Genomic DNA, 16560 nt, shown 5'->3' on the forward strand with positions numbered 1-16560 from the left:
CCCATTCAATGGAACGGGGAGCTTATTAACTACAATAATATAATCGATCAATTCCTTGCAAAGTCCATGCAAGGAGCCCAAACAATATACTACATAGATTTAAGGTGATAGTCAAGCAAAAAAATTATTTTTTACTTTCATCTTGATCATCATCATCGTCATCATCATCCATGTCAGCATCATGAAGATCAACGTCATCGGGAACGTCATTGTGTTCTTCATCGTCAATTGGATTTTCTTCGTCAATATCATCTAAATCATGATCATCTTCATCATCGTCGTCATCGGCATCATAATCATCTTGATCTTCAGGATCATCATCATCATAATCAATAACATCATCGTCGTCATCAGCATCAGCTAAGAATGCATTGACCTTCCGACGCTTCTTCTTTGGGCGTTCCTCATCTTCTTCTTCTGGATGAACAGTGGCTTCATCGATTGAATCGTATGGATACCAAGTCCGAAGGCCCCAAAGGTTATCACCTAATGAAATGAAGCTACCATCAACGTTTAAGTCAGTGTAGAACTGAACTAAGCGGTTTCTGATTTCTTCATCTGAGTCACCAAGGTATTTTTGAATCTCATTAGCTAAATCAGCAAATGACATAACATCGCCACGTTGTGATAAAATTGCGTGCGCAACTTCAATCATTGAGAGTTCTTTTTTATTTTTACCTTCCAAGGCTTTTAATTCCAAATTGGTGCACGTCCTTTCAAACACTTTCAAATCGTATTAATCGAGCTATACATATACTACTTTATGTTACTCGTCTAGACGCTAAATTGCAACCTTATCTTATAGTCACCAAGCAAGTTAACTCCTGAAAATAGCCGATAATCAACGGACAGGTTGCCCCTAGCTGGATTATCTTGATACTGATATGATAACTGGACTGTTTCAGCGTCCATATTCATCAATCCATAAGGGGTACTGTAGCGCGCAACGTGCTTTTTGCCCTGCGCAAATCTAACTTGCAAACGGTTATCAGCAGCCCTAGTCAAGCGCACTTCTCCGCTATCGTCCATCTTAAACGTTACCGGAACCTTTTTACCAGTATTTGGATCGTCTTCTTGGTAACGCAAGTAAAATGATTGACCGACACGCGCCAATTGTCCTTCAACATCATACACGAAATTATCGTGATCATCTGCTTGACTAATGCTGGTTTCTAGATGAATCATGACCTTTTGTACGTTCGTATCTCTAATGATATTCGCCTCCCAATAATTTTCACATCCCCTTAATTATACTTAGGAAAACGTAAAATGCACTTATTTAATAGTCACAGTCATTAAATTTAGTTATAATAATGTTATAATCCTTTTGATTTTAAACTACTAGGGGAGTTAAAGCATGTCATACGCTAATCAACTACTACCTCGTGAAAAAGTTTTTCGCGACCCGGTTCATAATTATATATATGTACGCCACCAAGTAATCCTGGATTTAATCAACACTCCTGAGTTTCAAAGACTTCGTAGAATTAAGCAGTTAGGAACGTCATCATTTACGTTTCATGGCGCTGAACATTCTCGATTTACCCATTCACTGGGCGTTTATGAAATCGCCCGGCGAATCTGTAATAACTTCCAAAGAAACTTCCCATCTAAAACACCTGGAGATGGGCTTTGGGATGATTCAGAACGAATCGTGGCCCTTTGTGCAGCCTTGCTTCACGACATTGGCCACGGGGCTTATTCCCATACGTTCGAACACATCTTTCACACCGACCACGAGGCAATCACCAGAAAAATTATCACTAATCCTAGTACGCAGGTGAATAAAGTTTTACTGCAGGTCAGCGATGATTTCCCCCAAAAAGTGGCTAGTGTAATCGATAAATCGTATCCGAATAAGCAGGTCGTTCAAATGATTTCTAGCCAGTGCGATGCGGACCGGATGGACTATCTGCTTCGCGATTCTTATAGCACCGGAACTAGCTATGGTAATTTTGACCTTACCAGAATTTTAAGAATCATGCGACCGTACGAAAACGGGATTTGCTTTGACATGAATGGAATGCACACAATTGAAGACTACATTATTGGTCGGATGCAGATGTATTTACAGGTTTACTTTCATCCGGTTTCCCGTTCAATGGAGGTCATTTTAAACCACCTCTTGCTTCGGGCAAAAGACTTGTACCGTGCTAACCAGTTAGAGCCTGAATTAATGCCGTATTTATTAATTCCATTCTTCAATCAGGAGTTTAGTCTGAGTGACTACCTTGAATTAGACGATGGGGTTTTAAATACTTACTTCATTCACTGGAAAAAATCTAACGACCCCATTTTAAGCGACCTCGCCCATCGTTTCATTGATCGGCGGCCATTTAAATCAGCCAAGTATGATAAGGAAGACCTTAGTACTATTAATAAAATGAAAAAGCTAGTTGCTGGTTGCGGGTATGATACCAAGTACTATACCGGAATTGACAATAGCTTTAACCTTCCCTATGATTCATACGACACCAAAAAGGAAATTCATGACGGGCAAATTAAGTTGATTAATCCGGATGGCAGCTTCGTGGGATTATCAGATGTTAGTGACCTCGTTCGGGTAGTTACTAATAAAATCGTCAGTGAGAACCGCTTTTTCTTCCCGCGGGAGTTAATTAAGTCTGATGAAATCAACTTATTCTCACCCATGGTAGAAGAATTTAGAAAACATATTAAAAATGATCACATTATTAATGAATAGCGAGGAATAAAAAAATTATGGATATTAAATTAATTGCAATCGATATTGATGGAACCCTAGTTGACGACGACAAGGTCCTTCGCGAACCAACCAAACAGGCAATCGCAGCGGCGCGCCAAAAGGGAATCAAGATTGTGCTTTGTACTGGCCGCCCTATTTCAGGAGTTGAGAAGTACCTGGAAGAGTTATCAATTTCAGGGTCAGATGAATACGCAATTACCTTTAATGGCTCCACGGTTCAAGACGCAAACGGTAAGGTAATTACTAATCACACCATCACTTACGACGATTTCGTGGATACCGAAGCCCTAGCTCGGAAGTTTGACGTTAACTATCAAATTGAAACCCCCGAGGCAATTTATGCTTTTAATCGCGACCTCAGTCGTTACTCGATCTATGAAAGTTCAATTGTCAGACTGCCAATTAAGTTTCGAACTCCAGAGGACATCAAACCAGAACTAACAATTACCAAGTCCATGTTCGTTAGTTCTCCAGAAAAAATCACCCACGCTAAGGCTAACATTCCCACAGCAATTCAAGATAAACTATACGTTGTTCAAACCGAACCATTCTTCCTTGAATTCTTAAATAAAAAAATTAGTAAGGGAAATGCCCTTCGCGAACTAGCTGAAAAGTTAGACTTAAAACCTGAAAACATCATGGCAATTGGTGATCAAGGAAACGATCTTTCAATGATTAAATTTGCTGGACTAGGGGTTGCAATGGGCAATGCCATTGAAGATAATAAGCAAGCTGCCCAATTCGTAACTAAACGCAATGTTGAAAATGGGGTTGCTTATGCGATCAACAAATTCGTTAACAATCCTGAATCATAATTAAAAACCGCAAATAAAAAGCTGACCAAATGGTCAGCTTTTTATATTGTAATCAGAATTCCCACGATAATTAGCGGAATTGATATTTGTAAACAGAAATTAGCAGAACGACTCACCCGGATTGGCGCGTTCTTTAAACGGCCAACTTTTCTAGCTGGAACCTGTTCATCAGGTAGTTCAGCATTATCACCACGCCGCCGAACTCGATGCCAACCTGTAAACAAATGGCCCCCTAAAATCATAATAAATGCGGATACCACTAGCATAAACAATCCAACCATGAAGTAAACGTTACTTAGCATTACCACAAGCGACAGTTTATGCATCAACAATGGAATTAACGCAATTAAAATTGCACCACCAGTGGTTATCAGCATGATTTTAAATTGGTTGATCAAACGACTTAGCATCGTCTAAGCCTTAAATAAAGGGCTCAATGGCTTGTTTTGGTGAATTCGAGTAATTGCATTCGCCATTAATTTAGCGATTGTAATTTGGTTAATTTTACTAATTTCTTTTTCAGGCTTGAGTTGAATGGAATCAGTTACCACTAATTGCTTAATTGGTGATTTTTCAATCCGTTCAATTGCTGGACCGGATAACACTGGATGGGTACAACAAGCGTAAACTTCTTTTGCCCCAGCATCAATTAATGCTTGCGCTCCCAGTGTAATTGTCCCGGCCGTGTCAATCATGTCATCAACCATTAAGCAGGTCTTCCCCTTAATATCACCAATGATGTTCATAACCTTAGCAACGTTTGCTTTGGGTCTTCTTTTATCAATGATTGCAATTGGGGCCTTTAGGTGTTCGGCTAACTTCCGTGCGCGAACAACGCCACCATGATCAGGTGAGACCACAACAGTATTTGAATCAAAGCCTTCCTTTAAGAAGAAGTCAGCTAGTAAGGGTGCTGCCATTAGATGGTCAACTGGGATGTTAAAGAACCCTTGAATTTGAGCAGCGTGCAAATCAAGTGATACCACTCGATTAACTCCAGCGGTTTGTAAAATATCAGCAACCAACTTGGCAGTGATTGGTTCTCTAGATTGGGCCTTGCGATCTTGTCGTGCGTAACCATAGTAAGGGATTACAACGTTAATTGTCCGGGCACTAGCACGCTTAAGCGCATCGGACATAATCAATAATTCCATCAAATTATCATTCACTGGTTCTGAAGTTGATTGAATGATGTATACATCATCCCCACGAATGCTTTCTTCGATTTGAATTTGAATTTCACCATCACTAAAATGATTAACATTTGCCTTGCCCAATTCAATCCCCATATCATCAGCAATTTTTTGTGCTAATGGGCGGTTTGAACTTAAGGCAAATAGTTTAAATTTAGGATCGATTTTTTGTTCAGCCATGACTTCCTCCATCTCAAAATCCATTCAGATTGACTATTACACTTATTAAGATATTCTTGCTTACTATTTTACACTAATTTCAGTTAATATTATACAACGTTTAGTGAATTCATTCACTATCTATCCATCGTATGGTAATTTTTTATAATAGCCTGGCTTATTTGTTTGTCTAGCCCTGGCAATTGCCATATCGTATTCTTTTACGTCATCGGTAATCGTGGAACCGGCAGCGATAAAGGAATGGTCAGCAACGGTAATTGGCGCAATCAAGTTTGAATTGCTCCCAATAAACGAGGCGTCACCTACGGTAATGTTGTGCTTATTCTTGCCATCGTAGTTAGCAAAAATCACTCCACAACCAACATTGATACTTCGACCCAAATGGGCGTTTCCGATGTAGGTTAGGTGTCCCACCTTGGTCCCTTCGTCAATTTGGGCCTTTTTAACCTCTACGAAGTTTCCTAAGTGAACGTGTTCACCAATTATTGATTGTGGCCTTAAGTGGCTGTAAGGGCCGATATTGGAGTTATCAAGCATTTCTGATTCTTGAAGGTATGAAGAAATTACATGGATATTATCATGTAACTTACAATCGATAATTTCAGAGTGGGCCCCAATCCGACAATTAGATCCGATGGTCGTCTTTCCATGGATCTGCACCCCGGGTTCGATTACCGTGTCGGAACCAATTTGAATGTCAACATCGATGTAGGTGTCCTCAGGGTTGATAATCGAAACCCCTTCGGTCATATGATGATTATTAATTCGTTCTTGCATTACCTTAGTGGCCTTCGAAAGCGCAATACGATCGTTAACCCCCATCGATTCATAGAAGTCCGCCATTTGGTAGGCCGCAATAATCCGGCCGGCGTTCTTCAAAATTTCAATTACATCAGTTAGGTAATATTCACCCTGAGCATTATCGTTATTGATCTGATGCAACGATTCAAATAACGCCTGGTTATCAAAAACGTACACCCCGGTGTTAATTTCGTTGATTGCTTGTTCTTCCTTCGAGGCATCCTTTTGTTCAACGATTTTTTCAACGATTCCTAGGTCATTTCGCACAATCCGCCCGTATCCAGTTGGATCAGGAGCCTTCGAAGTCAAAATGGTAACAGCAGCTTGCTTTTCTTCGTGGTACTTGAACAATTTTTCAAAGGTCTCACTGGTAAATAGTGGTGTATCACCACTAACTACCATTGTGGTTCCCTCAACGTTAGCTAGCAATGGTTCTGCCTTAATTACGGCATCCCCAGTTCCTAGTTGTTTTTCTTGAACCACGTACTTAGTCCGATCTCCTAGTTCACGTTCAACATCCTCGGCCCCATAACCAACTACCGTTACGACGTTATCCATGTGGGTCTTTTCTACCTGAGTCAATACGTGATCCACCATGGTCCGCCCACAAATGCGGTGCAAGACCTTGTACAACTTAGATTTCATTCTGGTTCCCTTACCAGCAGCTAAAATAATTGTATTTCTTACAGCCATTGAAATAATTCCCCCCTATTTTTGATTAAAGACGGTCTTTAAGAAGTTGCCATCTGAGACCGTAATGTGCTTTGCAATGTCAACCTTAACCAGTGAAACATAATCTTGATCAGCAAATTCAGTTCGATCATAATTTTCTTCAGCTAATACAGAAACACCTGCAACTTCACAGTTAAATTCACGAGCTAAGGTCGCCAGTCCATTTACCGTTCCACCACCCTTAAGGTAGTCATCAACGATCAACACTCTGGAATTAGCCTTTAGGCTCCGCTTAGATAATACCATTTTTTTAACATTATTATTTGAACCAGACACATAATTCACGCTAATTGTAGATCCGTCGGTGATTTTAGAATCATGTTGAGAAACTACGAACGGAACGTTTAAATTACTAGCGATACTTTGAGCAATTGGGATTCCCTTCGTGGCAACTGTTAAGACTGCATCAATCTTTTGATCGGTGTACTTAGTCGCCATGATACGGCCAATCGTTCTCAGAGTATCAGGATAGCTAAGTACGTCTGACATATAGATGTAGCCTCCAGCTAGGTAGCGACTATCATCATTTAGGGCATCCTTTAACCCGTTAACAAATGATTGGGCTTCGGATGCCGGAATGGATGGCAAAAAGCGGGTCCCACCTGCGGCTCCCGGAACAGTATCAACAATTCCAATTCCACGATCCTTAAATGTTTGTTTTAATATTCCTAGGTCTTCACTAATTGAAGACTTTGCTGAACCATAACGGTCAACAAAAAAAGTCAGGGGAATAAGTGTGTGTGGTCGATCTAAAAGATACTTTGTCATATCAATTAGCCGATTACTTCGTCTGACCTTCAAATTTTTCACCTCTATAAAATAATTCCAAAATTTTCCTATCAATCAAATTCTATCATAAAAGTTCGTGTTTTACCTACTTTATTCAGAATTTAATCAATTAATGTAAGTAATATTTATAGTGGACGAACTAAATAGGCCTCGTTACAAAACCCTCGAATGCTATTTAAAATCCGTTTGGCCCGACTATACTTATGACAGACCGCAAATACGGTGGGCCCAGTTCCACTCATCTGGGAACCATCAGCCCCAAAGCTAATCAAACGATTTTTAATGTCAATGATTTCCGGATATCGTTTCCCAGAAATGGCCTCTAAAACATTTCCCATATTAGCAGTAATTCCATTTAAATCCCCATTTTTGGTGAAAAATAATAGTTTTTCAATATCTGGATGAATTAAATTTTGATAATCAATTTCCTGCAAAATTTTGGGAGTAGAAACACTAATGCGGGGTTTAACAATTACCACCCACATTGACGGTAGTTTAGGCATCACTTCAATGATTTCACCCCGACCAGTCACCCGGGCGGTCTGGCTATATATACAATACGGAACGTCTGAATCAACTTTTAAACCAAGTTCAGCTAGTTGACGATTGGTAAGCTTGATCTGATATAACTTATTCAACCCCCGCAAAACAGCTGCTGCATCAGACGATCCGCCCCCGAGCCCGGCTGCAATCGGAATGTGCTTGGTAATTTTAATCTGAATGCCATCGTTGATATGATACTGCTTGGTAATCAACAATGCTGCTTGGTATGCTAAGTTACGTTGATCATTCGGGATAAATACACTATCAGATTCAACAGTAATCAGGCCACTCCCATCTGTTTTAATCTCAACGTAATCTGCCAAATCCACTGATGCCATTACCATGTTCCACTCTGGTAATCCATCATCGTGCATATACGGCGTATCTAGTCCTAAATTGATCTTCGCTGGCGCCTTTTCTACGATTCTCAAGTCCACCCCTCCAATCATAATTTTGATTTATTTTTAATTATACTAAAAATTGAATCAAAAGTCAGTGGACTAAAAAAGCAACTATTAGATTTTAATAGTTGCTAGTTCGATTATTTTAAGATTCCAATTTGATGGTAGGTGTTCGCTAATTTAACAAAGTCACTCACCGTTAATCTTTCTGGGCGCACCCCTGGATCGATTTCCATTTGGGCCAATCCAGCTTTAATTTGTTCCTTGGTTTCTGGACTCTTGCCAAAAACACTTTGGAGGTTGTTCCAAAGCGTTTTCCGTCTATGAGCAAAACACCCCCGCACAAATCCCATAAATGACTTATCATTAAACGCTACGACATCGCGATGATCGTAACTAGAAAGGGTTACGATTGCAGAGTCAACATTTGGCGATGGAATAAATGACTTTCTGGATACCAACATTGGAACGGTCACCCGATGGAGGTACTGAACGATTACCGATAAAGAGCTATATGCCTTTACCCCCGTCTTAGCACAAAGGCGGTCAGCAACCTCTTTTTGCATCATTACCACAATTTTTGAAAAATCAACTGGTCCCTTTAAAAGGCTTAAGATGATGGGGGTTGTGATGTAGTAAGGAAGGTTTGCAACCACTTTAATCGGCTTATCATCACCAAATTCCTTTTCAATCATTTCAGGAAGGTTTGCCTTTAAGATGTCTTGGTTGATAATTTTCACATTATCGTATTGATGTAACGTATCATCTAGGACTGGGAGTAGGTTTTGATCTAGCTCGTAGGCAACCACCTTATTAGCCCGCTTGGCTAGCTGTTCCGTTAGCGAGCCAATTCCGGGGCCAATCTCAATTACGTTATCATTAGTAGTAATTTCAGCTGCGTCCACAATCCCCACTAGGGTGTTTAAGTCGGTCAAGAAGTTTTGCCCGAGACTCTTCTTCGCTGAAAGGTGGTAGCGGTTTAAAATTGCCTGAGTTCTTGCAGGACTCCCGATTGCTGGTGTTTCTGTCATTATTGTTCCTCCTCAACTTGCTTCAATGCGCCGTCAAATTGCTGTGGGGTGATTGAAAACATTTGCAAACGCTTGCTTAGTTGCTTCCCATTCACATAACCAATGTTTAAAATGTCACATAGTTTTTGGCGGCGCTGTTTAGCACCGGTGCCCCCCATTAACCCGGACTCAATCAATACTGCATCTGGAATTAATGGCTGTGCAGTTGGATTCTCCGTATACAGGTTCGCTAGCGCCGCTTGAATGGTTTCAGCAGAGGCGTGTTCAATTCCAAGTGATCCATGACTTCTGGTTGGCGTTGCCAGACTCCGATTAATAAATGCATGCTTGGCATCCGGAACCGCTTTAGCAACGATTTTGCGAATTCGCTCGCCAGAAAAATCAGGGTCAGTAAAAATAATGATGCCCCGTTGGACAGCCACTTTTTTGATCAGCGCAATTGTTCGCTTGTCGATTGCCGAGCCCCTGGTTTCGAGGGTATCAGCATTAACGGCATCCTTAATTCGTTTGGTATCATCCTTACCCTCAACGACAATGACTTCCTTTATCTTCTTCATTATTCCTCGATTCCAAATAACCTTAGCGTATTTTGGTAGGTTGCATCAGCAATTACATCTGGAGTTGTATCTCGATACCTTGCAATTGCTTCTACAGTGTAGAGTGTATACCCGGGCTCATTTTGTTTGCCCCGGTATGGTTCCGGTGCTAAATAGGGCGCATCAGTTTCAACTAAAATGCGGTCTAACGGAGCTTCAGCAGCCGCCTCATGGACTTCCTTCGTTTTTTTGAAACTAGCTACCCCACTAAATGAAACTAGCATCCCTAGCTCAATAAACTTACGAGCCCATTCAGCATCCCCGTTAAAGCTATGCACAATTCCGTGGGTGTTGCTTACATCGGTTGATTTTATAATGTCATAAGTGTCTTCAAATGCATCCCGATTATGAACCGAAATTGGTAGGTTCTCATCCTTTGCAATTTCAATCTGGCGCTTAAAGACCCGTTTTTGGGTGCTTTGCTTCACTACGTTTTGGTGATAGTCAAGACCAATTTCGCCCACCGCAACTACCTTAGGATCCTTTAGTTGCTCAATTAACTCCGCTTCAACTGCATCATCAAATGAGTTTGCTTCCTCTGGATGGTAACCAATAATTGCATATAAGTTATCGTATTGATGTGCCAAATCGATTGCTAAACGGTTCAAATGCTGGTCAGAACCAACAATTGCCATTTTCACCACGCCTAATTTTTGCGCATGTTCGATATATTGCTTCGCATCCGGATAAAGAATGGCATCGTTTAAATGGGTATGTGAGTCAAAAATTTTCATAAACATGCTCCTCCAAAATGAAATTAGCCATTAATCAAATTGAATTAATGGCTAATTTTAGGTTTTAATTATTCTAAAGTAGCCCCGTTTTCAAAGTTACTTGGTAGGGTTGCTAACTCAATTGAACCGTCTTCGTGTTCAATGGACAACAACATTCCCTGACTAACTTCACCACGCATTTTACGAGGCTTCAAATTCGATACAGCAATTAGCTTCTTCCCAACTAATTTAGCGTAATCTGGATACCATTGGGCAATTCCAGATAGAATTTGCCGGTACCCCTGATCACCTGCATCTAATTTAAATTGTAATAGCTTATCAGAGCCCGCAACTGGTTGAACGTCAACCACTTCCGCAACCTTTAGTTCAACCTTATCAAAGGCTTCGTATCGAATTGCTTTTTTAGTGAGGGTCAACTCAGTTGTATCAGGATCAAAGGCGCCTTCGGCAGCAGCCTTTTGAGCAGCACGCCCCTTGGTCTTATCAGACTTAGTCATCTGTCCCTTAATAAATTCCACTTCTGCTTCAACGTCTAGTCGAGGGAAGATTGGAACCCCCTTCTTAATTACCTTAGTATTTGCTGGTAAATCAGCAATTTTAAGGTCCGTTAAGGTAAGTGAATCTAGTGGCAAGCCGAGTTGTTCGAAAATCTTCTTAGGCGCTTGCGTCATGATTGGGCTAACCAGGAGTGCAATCACCCGTAAGCTAGCGGCAAGGTGCGCCATCACTGCGGCTAACGCTGCTTTATCATCTGCACCATCACTCTTTGCAAGCGTCCATGGTTCAGTTTGGTCAATGTACTTATTCGTAGCAGCCACTAACTTCCAAACGGCAGCCAATGCATCTGCGAAGTGTACGCTGTTCATTTTTTCGTTAAATTCGGTAATGGAATCTGCAGCAACGGTTTCTAACGTCCCATCAAATTCAGTTACTCCGGATTTGAATTCAGGAACGGTTCCGCCTTCGTACTTATTAATCATTGCAATTGTCCGGTTCAAAAGATTTCCGAGGTCGTTTGCAAGGTCGTAATTAACCCGGTCAATAAAGTCTTCGGGAGTAAAGACCCCGTCATTCCCATACGGCATTGCCCGTAGTAGGTAGTAACGAGTGGCATCTAGTCCATAGCGTTCCACCAAGGTTTCTGGATAGATCACGTTCCCCTTGGACTTCGACATCTTTCCGTTCTTCATTAGTAACCATCCGTGCCCAATTACGTGCTTCGGAATTGCTAGTCCCAATGCGTGTAAGATAATTGGCCAGTAAATCGTGTGGAACCGAACGATTTCCTTCCCCACCATTTGGACGTCAGCAGGCCAGTACTTCTTGAATAGGGAATCGTCATCAGAACCGTATCCTAATGCGGTAATATAGTTAGTCAAAGCATCAATCCACACGTAAACAACGTGTTTGGGATCACTTTTAACTGGAACCCCCCATTTAAATGAAGTCCGTGAAACAGCAAGATCTTCCAAACCAGGTTTAATGAAGTTATTGATCATTTCATTCATTCTAGTTGATGGCTCGATAAAGTCTGGATGGTCCTTGTAGTATTGAAGGAGCCAGTCTGCATACTTGCTCATCTTAAAGAAGTAACAGGGTTCGTGGACTAATTGAACTTCGTGGCCACTAGGGGCCTTCCCACCAGTAACGTTTCCATCGTCATCCTTGTAAACCTCGGATAATTGGGATTCAGTAAAGTATTCTTCATCGGATACTGAATACCAACCGGTGTATTCACCAAGGTAAATGTCACCATTATCCTGGAGCTTTTGGAAAATCTTTTGCACTGCAGCTTCATGGTAGTCATCGGTCGTCCGGATAAACTTATCATTTGAAATATCAAGGGTCTTCCAAAGTTCTTTAATCCCCTTGGCCATTTTATCAACATATGATTGGGGATCCATGCCTAACTTTTCAGCCTTTTGTTCGATTTTGAGACCGTGTTCATCGGTTCCGGTAAGGTAAAATACATCGTACCCAGTTGCACGCTTAAAACGCGCCAACGCGTCACATGCGATGGTAGTGTATGAGTTTCCAATGTGTAATCGCCCGGACGGGTAATAGATTGGGGTGGTGATATAGTAAGTTGGTTTTGCCATAGGTAATGCTCCCTTTCCAAAGCGGTGGCCGCTAGCTTTATTTGTTTTTCATTATAGCATAACAGTGAACCGTTAAAATAAATCGAGTTGTTTTGGTGCTAATCCAGTAAAATGCAGTCCCAAAATCGATTGTAACTTTAAAGCATTTGGAGCAGCATCCTTCCCGGAATTATTGTTAAATATCACGCATACTTCCTTAGCCTGCGAGTCTAAATCACGGATTATTTTTGCTAATCCGGTTAATTCATGCTCATTATAACGATAAAGGGTCCGCTTTTTACGCCAATCAGGACCCTGGTTGAACCAGCCCTCAGCATTTCGTCCGTGGAGCCGAATAAAAACCAAATTTGGGTTGGTAATTAACGGAACGAACGGAACTCCATCATTTAGATTATGCGGTTCATCAATGATGGCAAGGGTCATTTTCAATTGCTTCAATCCGGAGTACAACCGATTAATGAACGGCTTTTGATACCACGAAGGGTGGCGAAATTCCACCGTAAGCGAGAGGCCAGGCAACCAGTTCGGAAGTTCTGCAAGGTAGTCTAAATTATCCTTACTAACTGCAAAGTACGGTGGAAATTGGAATAGCACCGTTTTGAGTTGGTTAGTTTCCACCAGTGGTTGTACCATTTCCTTAAACCTAATAAACGCTTGCTTGCGATCAGCAAGTGAGACCGCCTCTGGACTCTTGATATCGTGTTGCGTCATTAATCGATTTGCTTTTAGGATAAATTGAAACTGACTAGGCACCTGCTTTCGCCAATCCAAAACGGTTGCGACCCGTGGAATGGCATAGAATGGCGTATCAACTTCTACCGTTGGTAAGAAGCTAGCGTACTCCACTAATTTGGGGGCCTGATTGGTGTTAGAAAATGCAGGATGATCCGACCAGGTTGTTAATCCAATCGTAATCATAATTAGACCCGCAATTCCTTAAAAAAGGTTACCGCATCCCCCTGAATCATTTTTAACGGAATTCCTAGGTCCAGCTTTTCTTGATTAATTGCAATAACTGGTGCACTTGGGTTTCGGTACTGGAGTAACCCTGCGAATGGATAGACCCGCATCGAAGTTCCCACAATTACAATCAAGTCACTTTCTGACATTAAGTCAACGCTAGTTTGAACCCGTTTAGGATCCAGTCCCTCATCGTATAACACGATTCCAGGACGTAAAATACCACCGCAATCTTTGTGAACTGGACTTTCTAGGTAAGCATGCCAATCGACAGAACGATGGCACTTTTGACATGTAACATCATATAAGTTTCCGTGAAACTCAACTAGGTGAGTAGCATGGGCAACATTGTAAAGGTTATCAACATTTTGGGTAATAATGCTAGCGCGGTTCTGGTTAGTCAACGCTGCTTGCTTTTCATGAATTGGATTCGGTTTTGCGTCTGGGTAGTACATATTATTCTTAACAAACGCATAGAACTTATCCGGTTCGTTTTGCAGGCAAGCATGGCTAAGGTAGTACTCAGCCGGCTTACCATCATTATCCTGTTCATATAAACCGTTTTTGGAGCGGTAGTCTGGAATCCCGGAAGGAGTTGAAACCCCCGCGCCGGTCAAGAAGACAATTCGCTTTGCTTGGTTAAAAACTTTTTGAACATCTTCATCCATATTTAACGCCCCCATTAATTATCGAATGATAAATGGCATCTTAAGTTCTTTAAAGAGGTCTTCTACGCTCATGTTATAAAGACGTTTAAAATATGCGGGACTATCATCCATCCCGGTTGGTGCCGGAATTACAAATGAATTTTGATCATCAACCTTGCTGAATCCAACATAGGCTCTGCGGTTAGTTTGTTTTTCATGAAGTTCCGAATGGAAAATTTCAAACATTTGATTAACCTTGAGACCTAACTGCCGTTCTGATAATACACTTGTGATGGTAGTAAAGTCCTTATTGTTCAATGGTGGTAAATTCCATTCCTTCAATTGGTCATCAAAAACCCTGAATAATTTTACCACGTTTCTCCGGAGGCCAAATGGTGAATCGGTTGGCTTAGCGGTGATCACTTGATAAATCTTTTGAGCGGCCGCTAGTGAAATTGGGTAGTCCGATTTTAGTTCGTCAGCCACCTTATTAAATTCATCACCGTAGAACACTAATGCATCTAAAAGGGTCAACAGCCGTAATGACATTTCATCATCTAGTTCAGCTGGTTCAGGCTTAATCGTCGCCTTTACCCCCTTTAGGTACATTGATTCAATCTCATCGTCAATTAAACCGTGCTTTCGTTGTTCAGAAACCACCACGAAGTGGGAAACAATATCAAATAGTTCGATTCCCATTGCTTGAAGTTGGTCATCTAATTCTGAATTACCGGTCGTCAGGGAGAAAAACTCCTGCGGAAAACCGCGGAGCGTCATTAACAAGTGCAGTAGTTCGTGTGATGCCGTGTAATTAGGGGCGGTTAAATCAGAAATTTGAATATAAATATTCTTACCGTCTTGCACCATTTGAGCTTGGTCGTGTCTTACATATCCAGATTGCAAACGTCCAATAAATTGCACTTCCACCTTGCCTGGAAAGAACCGATTTACAACGTTCAGTAAACTCTGGGTTTGTTCATTTAACTTAATATCTTGTGGTTCCAAGTAATATCACCTTCATTAACTAGATTTTCTAATTTGATTGATAACCGAACGGGCATCATCAATTCCAACGTTCTTTATTTTTCTTAGCTTCTTAACCACCTCAGCAACCTCGTCGGGAGCTGCACCAGCACTAATAGCCAGTGAGTTTAGTTGCAATGCCATGTGGCCCTTTTGAATTCCATCAGTAACAATCGCCTTTAATGCCGCTAAATTTTGCGCCAATCCAGTCGCTGCGATTAACTGCATTAATTCACGCGCATTTTTAACCTTAGCGATTGACTGATTGATTTTCACTAGTGGAAACACACTTGTGGCCCCGCCGACAAACCCAACTGGCATTGGAACCGTCATTTCACCAACTAGTTGTTGATCAACAACCTTCCAATGACTTAGCCCGCGGTAGTGCCCATCCTTAGCTGCGTAAGCATGAATCCCACTTTCGATTGCCCGCCAGTCATTTCCCATGGCAATCGTTACGGCATCAATTCCATTCATGATTCCCTTATTATGGGTGGTGGCCCGGTACGGGTCAATTTGGGCGATGTGGCTAGCTAACCCAATTCTAACAGCAACCTCACGTCCAGTCATCCCAGGCGCTCCTAGTTGGCTAAAATCAATTTTCCCAACTACCCGCACCAGACTCTTCGTCGCATAGTTTGAGAGGATTTGCATTAAAACAACGCCCGGTGATTGTTGGTTAATTGCAGCCCCAATTTTTTCCAGCATTGAATTAATGATGTTTGCACCCATCGCTTCTGAAACGTTGACACTGAGGTCTAACGAGTAGTCATCAACGTCTAACTGGCGAATTTCGATGTCGGTAGCTCCGCCCCCATAACTATGGATGCTCGGGTGGGCCGAATCAGCTAGGGCAATTAGTTCTCCGTGCCGTTCATTAATCCAATCTAATAGTTCAGGCTGCGGATTGTGTAAAACCACTTGGCCAATTAGTTCCCGGCTAATCACCGTGGCGTCGATGCCATTTTTACTAAGCATTCTGGCACCATTACTAACGGCCGCAATTACGGAAGGCTCCTCGGTTACCATTGGAACGGCGTGTTCGACGCCGTTTACCATTAGGTTCACTCCCACCCCTTCGGGTAATGAATAGTCAGTGAGGTAGTTTTCAATTAGCTTTGCGTCCGTTTGATTAACGTGTTCCTTGATTAAGGTTTTCGCATCATCATTAAGGGTTGCGTATTCACCAACTACTGATAACCGATCATGATATGATTTACGGTAAAAATGTTTAAACGAGCTATCCATAGATAAAAATTCCACCTTTGCAATCGGTCACCTAATTCAGCTG

At 41.6% G+C, this 16560-nt stretch carries 17 protein-coding genes; 2 read left to right on the top strand and 15 right to left on the bottom strand.

What is annotated here, in order from left to right; translation table 11 throughout:
- Positions 1 to 124: 124 nt before the first annotated feature.
- Positions 125 to 700 (bottom strand): DNA-directed RNA polymerase subunit delta, encoded by a 576-nt coding sequence (gene rpoE, locus HZL42_RS00155; RefSeq protein ID WP_219053716.1) that lies wholly within the window; start codon positions 698 to 700, stop codon positions 125 to 127.
- 74 nt (positions 701 to 774) lie between these two features.
- Positions 775 to 1185 carry a DUF1934 domain-containing protein gene (locus HZL42_RS00160; protein WP_219053717.1) on the bottom strand — a complete coding sequence of 137 codons (411 nt, stop codon included), beginning with the start codon at positions 1183 to 1185 and terminating at the stop codon, positions 775 to 777.
- Between the two features lie 172 nt (positions 1186 to 1357).
- Between HZL42_RS00160 and HZL42_RS00165 the strand changes: the two genes are divergently transcribed.
- Both HZL42_RS00165 and yidA read left to right on the top strand, forming a co-directional pair.
- Positions 1358 to 2704, top strand: a complete 1347-nt coding sequence (locus HZL42_RS00165) for an HD domain-containing protein (RefSeq protein WP_219053718.1) — start codon at positions 1358 to 1360, stop codon at positions 2702 to 2704.
- Between the two features lie 17 nt (positions 2705 to 2721).
- Positions 2722 to 3540 carry a sugar-phosphatase gene (yidA, locus tag HZL42_RS00170; RefSeq protein ID WP_219053719.1) on the top strand — a complete coding sequence of 273 codons (819 nt, stop codon included), beginning with the start codon at positions 2722 to 2724 and terminating at the stop codon, positions 3538 to 3540.
- 41 nt (positions 3541 to 3581) lie between these two features.
- On the opposite strand, the gene HZL42_RS00175 is transcribed toward yidA, so the two are convergent.
- From HZL42_RS00175 to HZL42_RS00235, 13 genes are all read right to left on the bottom strand, one after another.
- A complete protein-coding gene (locus tag HZL42_RS00175; protein ID WP_219053720.1) occupies positions 3582 to 3950 on the bottom strand; it encodes a DUF3899 domain-containing protein in 369 nt (122 codons plus the stop codon).
- A gap of 3 nt (positions 3951 to 3953) precedes the next feature.
- Positions 3954 to 4913 (bottom strand): ribose-phosphate diphosphokinase, encoded by a 960-nt coding sequence (locus tag HZL42_RS00180; protein ID WP_219053721.1) that lies wholly within the window; start codon positions 4911 to 4913, stop codon positions 3954 to 3956.
- A gap of 120 nt (positions 4914 to 5033) precedes the next feature.
- Positions 5034 to 6407 carry a bifunctional UDP-N-acetylglucosamine diphosphorylase/glucosamine-1-phosphate N-acetyltransferase GlmU gene (glmU, locus tag HZL42_RS00185; RefSeq protein WP_219053722.1) on the bottom strand — a complete coding sequence of 458 codons (1374 nt, stop codon included), beginning with the start codon at positions 6405 to 6407 and terminating at the stop codon, positions 5034 to 5036.
- A gap of 15 nt (positions 6408 to 6422) precedes the next feature.
- Positions 6423 to 7247, bottom strand: a complete 825-nt coding sequence (gene purR, locus HZL42_RS00190) for a pur operon repressor (protein WP_219053723.1) — start codon at positions 7245 to 7247, stop codon at positions 6423 to 6425.
- 113 nt (positions 7248 to 7360) lie between these two features.
- The gene (gene ispE, locus HZL42_RS00195; protein WP_219053724.1) at positions 7361 to 8209 is read right to left on the bottom strand and encodes a 4-(cytidine 5'-diphospho)-2-C-methyl-D-erythritol kinase; all 849 of its coding nucleotides are present in this window, start codon (positions 8207 to 8209) and stop codon (positions 7361 to 7363) included.
- A 110-nt stretch (positions 8210 to 8319) separates the two neighbouring features.
- Positions 8320 to 9210, bottom strand: a complete 891-nt coding sequence (rsmA, locus tag HZL42_RS00200) for a 16S rRNA (adenine(1518)-N(6)/adenine(1519)-N(6))-dimethyltransferase RsmA (protein WP_219053725.1) — start codon at positions 9208 to 9210, stop codon at positions 8320 to 8322.
- Complete coding sequence (gene rnmV, locus HZL42_RS00205) at positions 9210 to 9767, bottom strand: ribonuclease M5 (RefSeq protein ID WP_219053726.1); 558 nt, start codon at positions 9765 to 9767, stop codon at positions 9210 to 9212. The genes rsmA and rnmV overlap by 1 nt, the downstream gene beginning before the upstream one ends.
- The gene (locus HZL42_RS00210) at positions 9767 to 10540 is read right to left on the bottom strand and encodes a TatD family hydrolase (protein WP_219053727.1); all 774 of its coding nucleotides are present in this window, start codon (positions 10538 to 10540) and stop codon (positions 9767 to 9769) included. Before HZL42_RS00210 ends, rnmV begins: the two co-directional genes overlap by 1 nt.
- Positions 10541 to 10608: 68 nt before the next feature.
- Positions 10609 to 12639, bottom strand: coding sequence for a methionine--tRNA ligase (gene metG / locus HZL42_RS00215; protein ID WP_219053728.1), 2031 nt, complete (start codon positions 12637 to 12639; stop codon positions 10609 to 10611).
- A 72-nt stretch (positions 12640 to 12711) separates the two neighbouring features.
- Positions 12712 to 13557, bottom strand: coding sequence for a DUF72 domain-containing protein (locus HZL42_RS00220; protein WP_219053729.1), 846 nt, complete (start codon positions 13555 to 13557; stop codon positions 12712 to 12714).
- 2 nt (positions 13558 to 13559) lie between these two features.
- Positions 13560 to 14267, bottom strand: a complete 708-nt coding sequence (locus HZL42_RS00225) for an NAD-dependent protein deacylase (protein ID WP_219053730.1) — start codon at positions 14265 to 14267, stop codon at positions 13560 to 13562.
- A gap of 18 nt (positions 14268 to 14285) precedes the next feature.
- Positions 14286 to 15251 carry an IpaB/EvcA family protein gene (locus tag HZL42_RS00230; protein WP_219053731.1) on the bottom strand — a complete coding sequence of 322 codons (966 nt, stop codon included), beginning with the start codon at positions 15249 to 15251 and terminating at the stop codon, positions 14286 to 14288.
- 15 nt (positions 15252 to 15266) lie between these two features.
- The gene (locus HZL42_RS00235) at positions 15267 to 16517 is read right to left on the bottom strand and encodes a hydroxymethylglutaryl-CoA reductase, degradative (protein ID WP_219053732.1); all 1251 of its coding nucleotides are present in this window, start codon (positions 16515 to 16517) and stop codon (positions 15267 to 15269) included.
- Between the last annotated feature and the right edge of the window lie 43 nt (positions 16518 to 16560).

It is taken from the genome of Lactobacillus sp. Sy-1 (assembly GCF_019303535.1).
Lineage (GTDB): Bacteria > Bacillota > Bacilli > Lactobacillales > Lactobacillaceae > Nicoliella.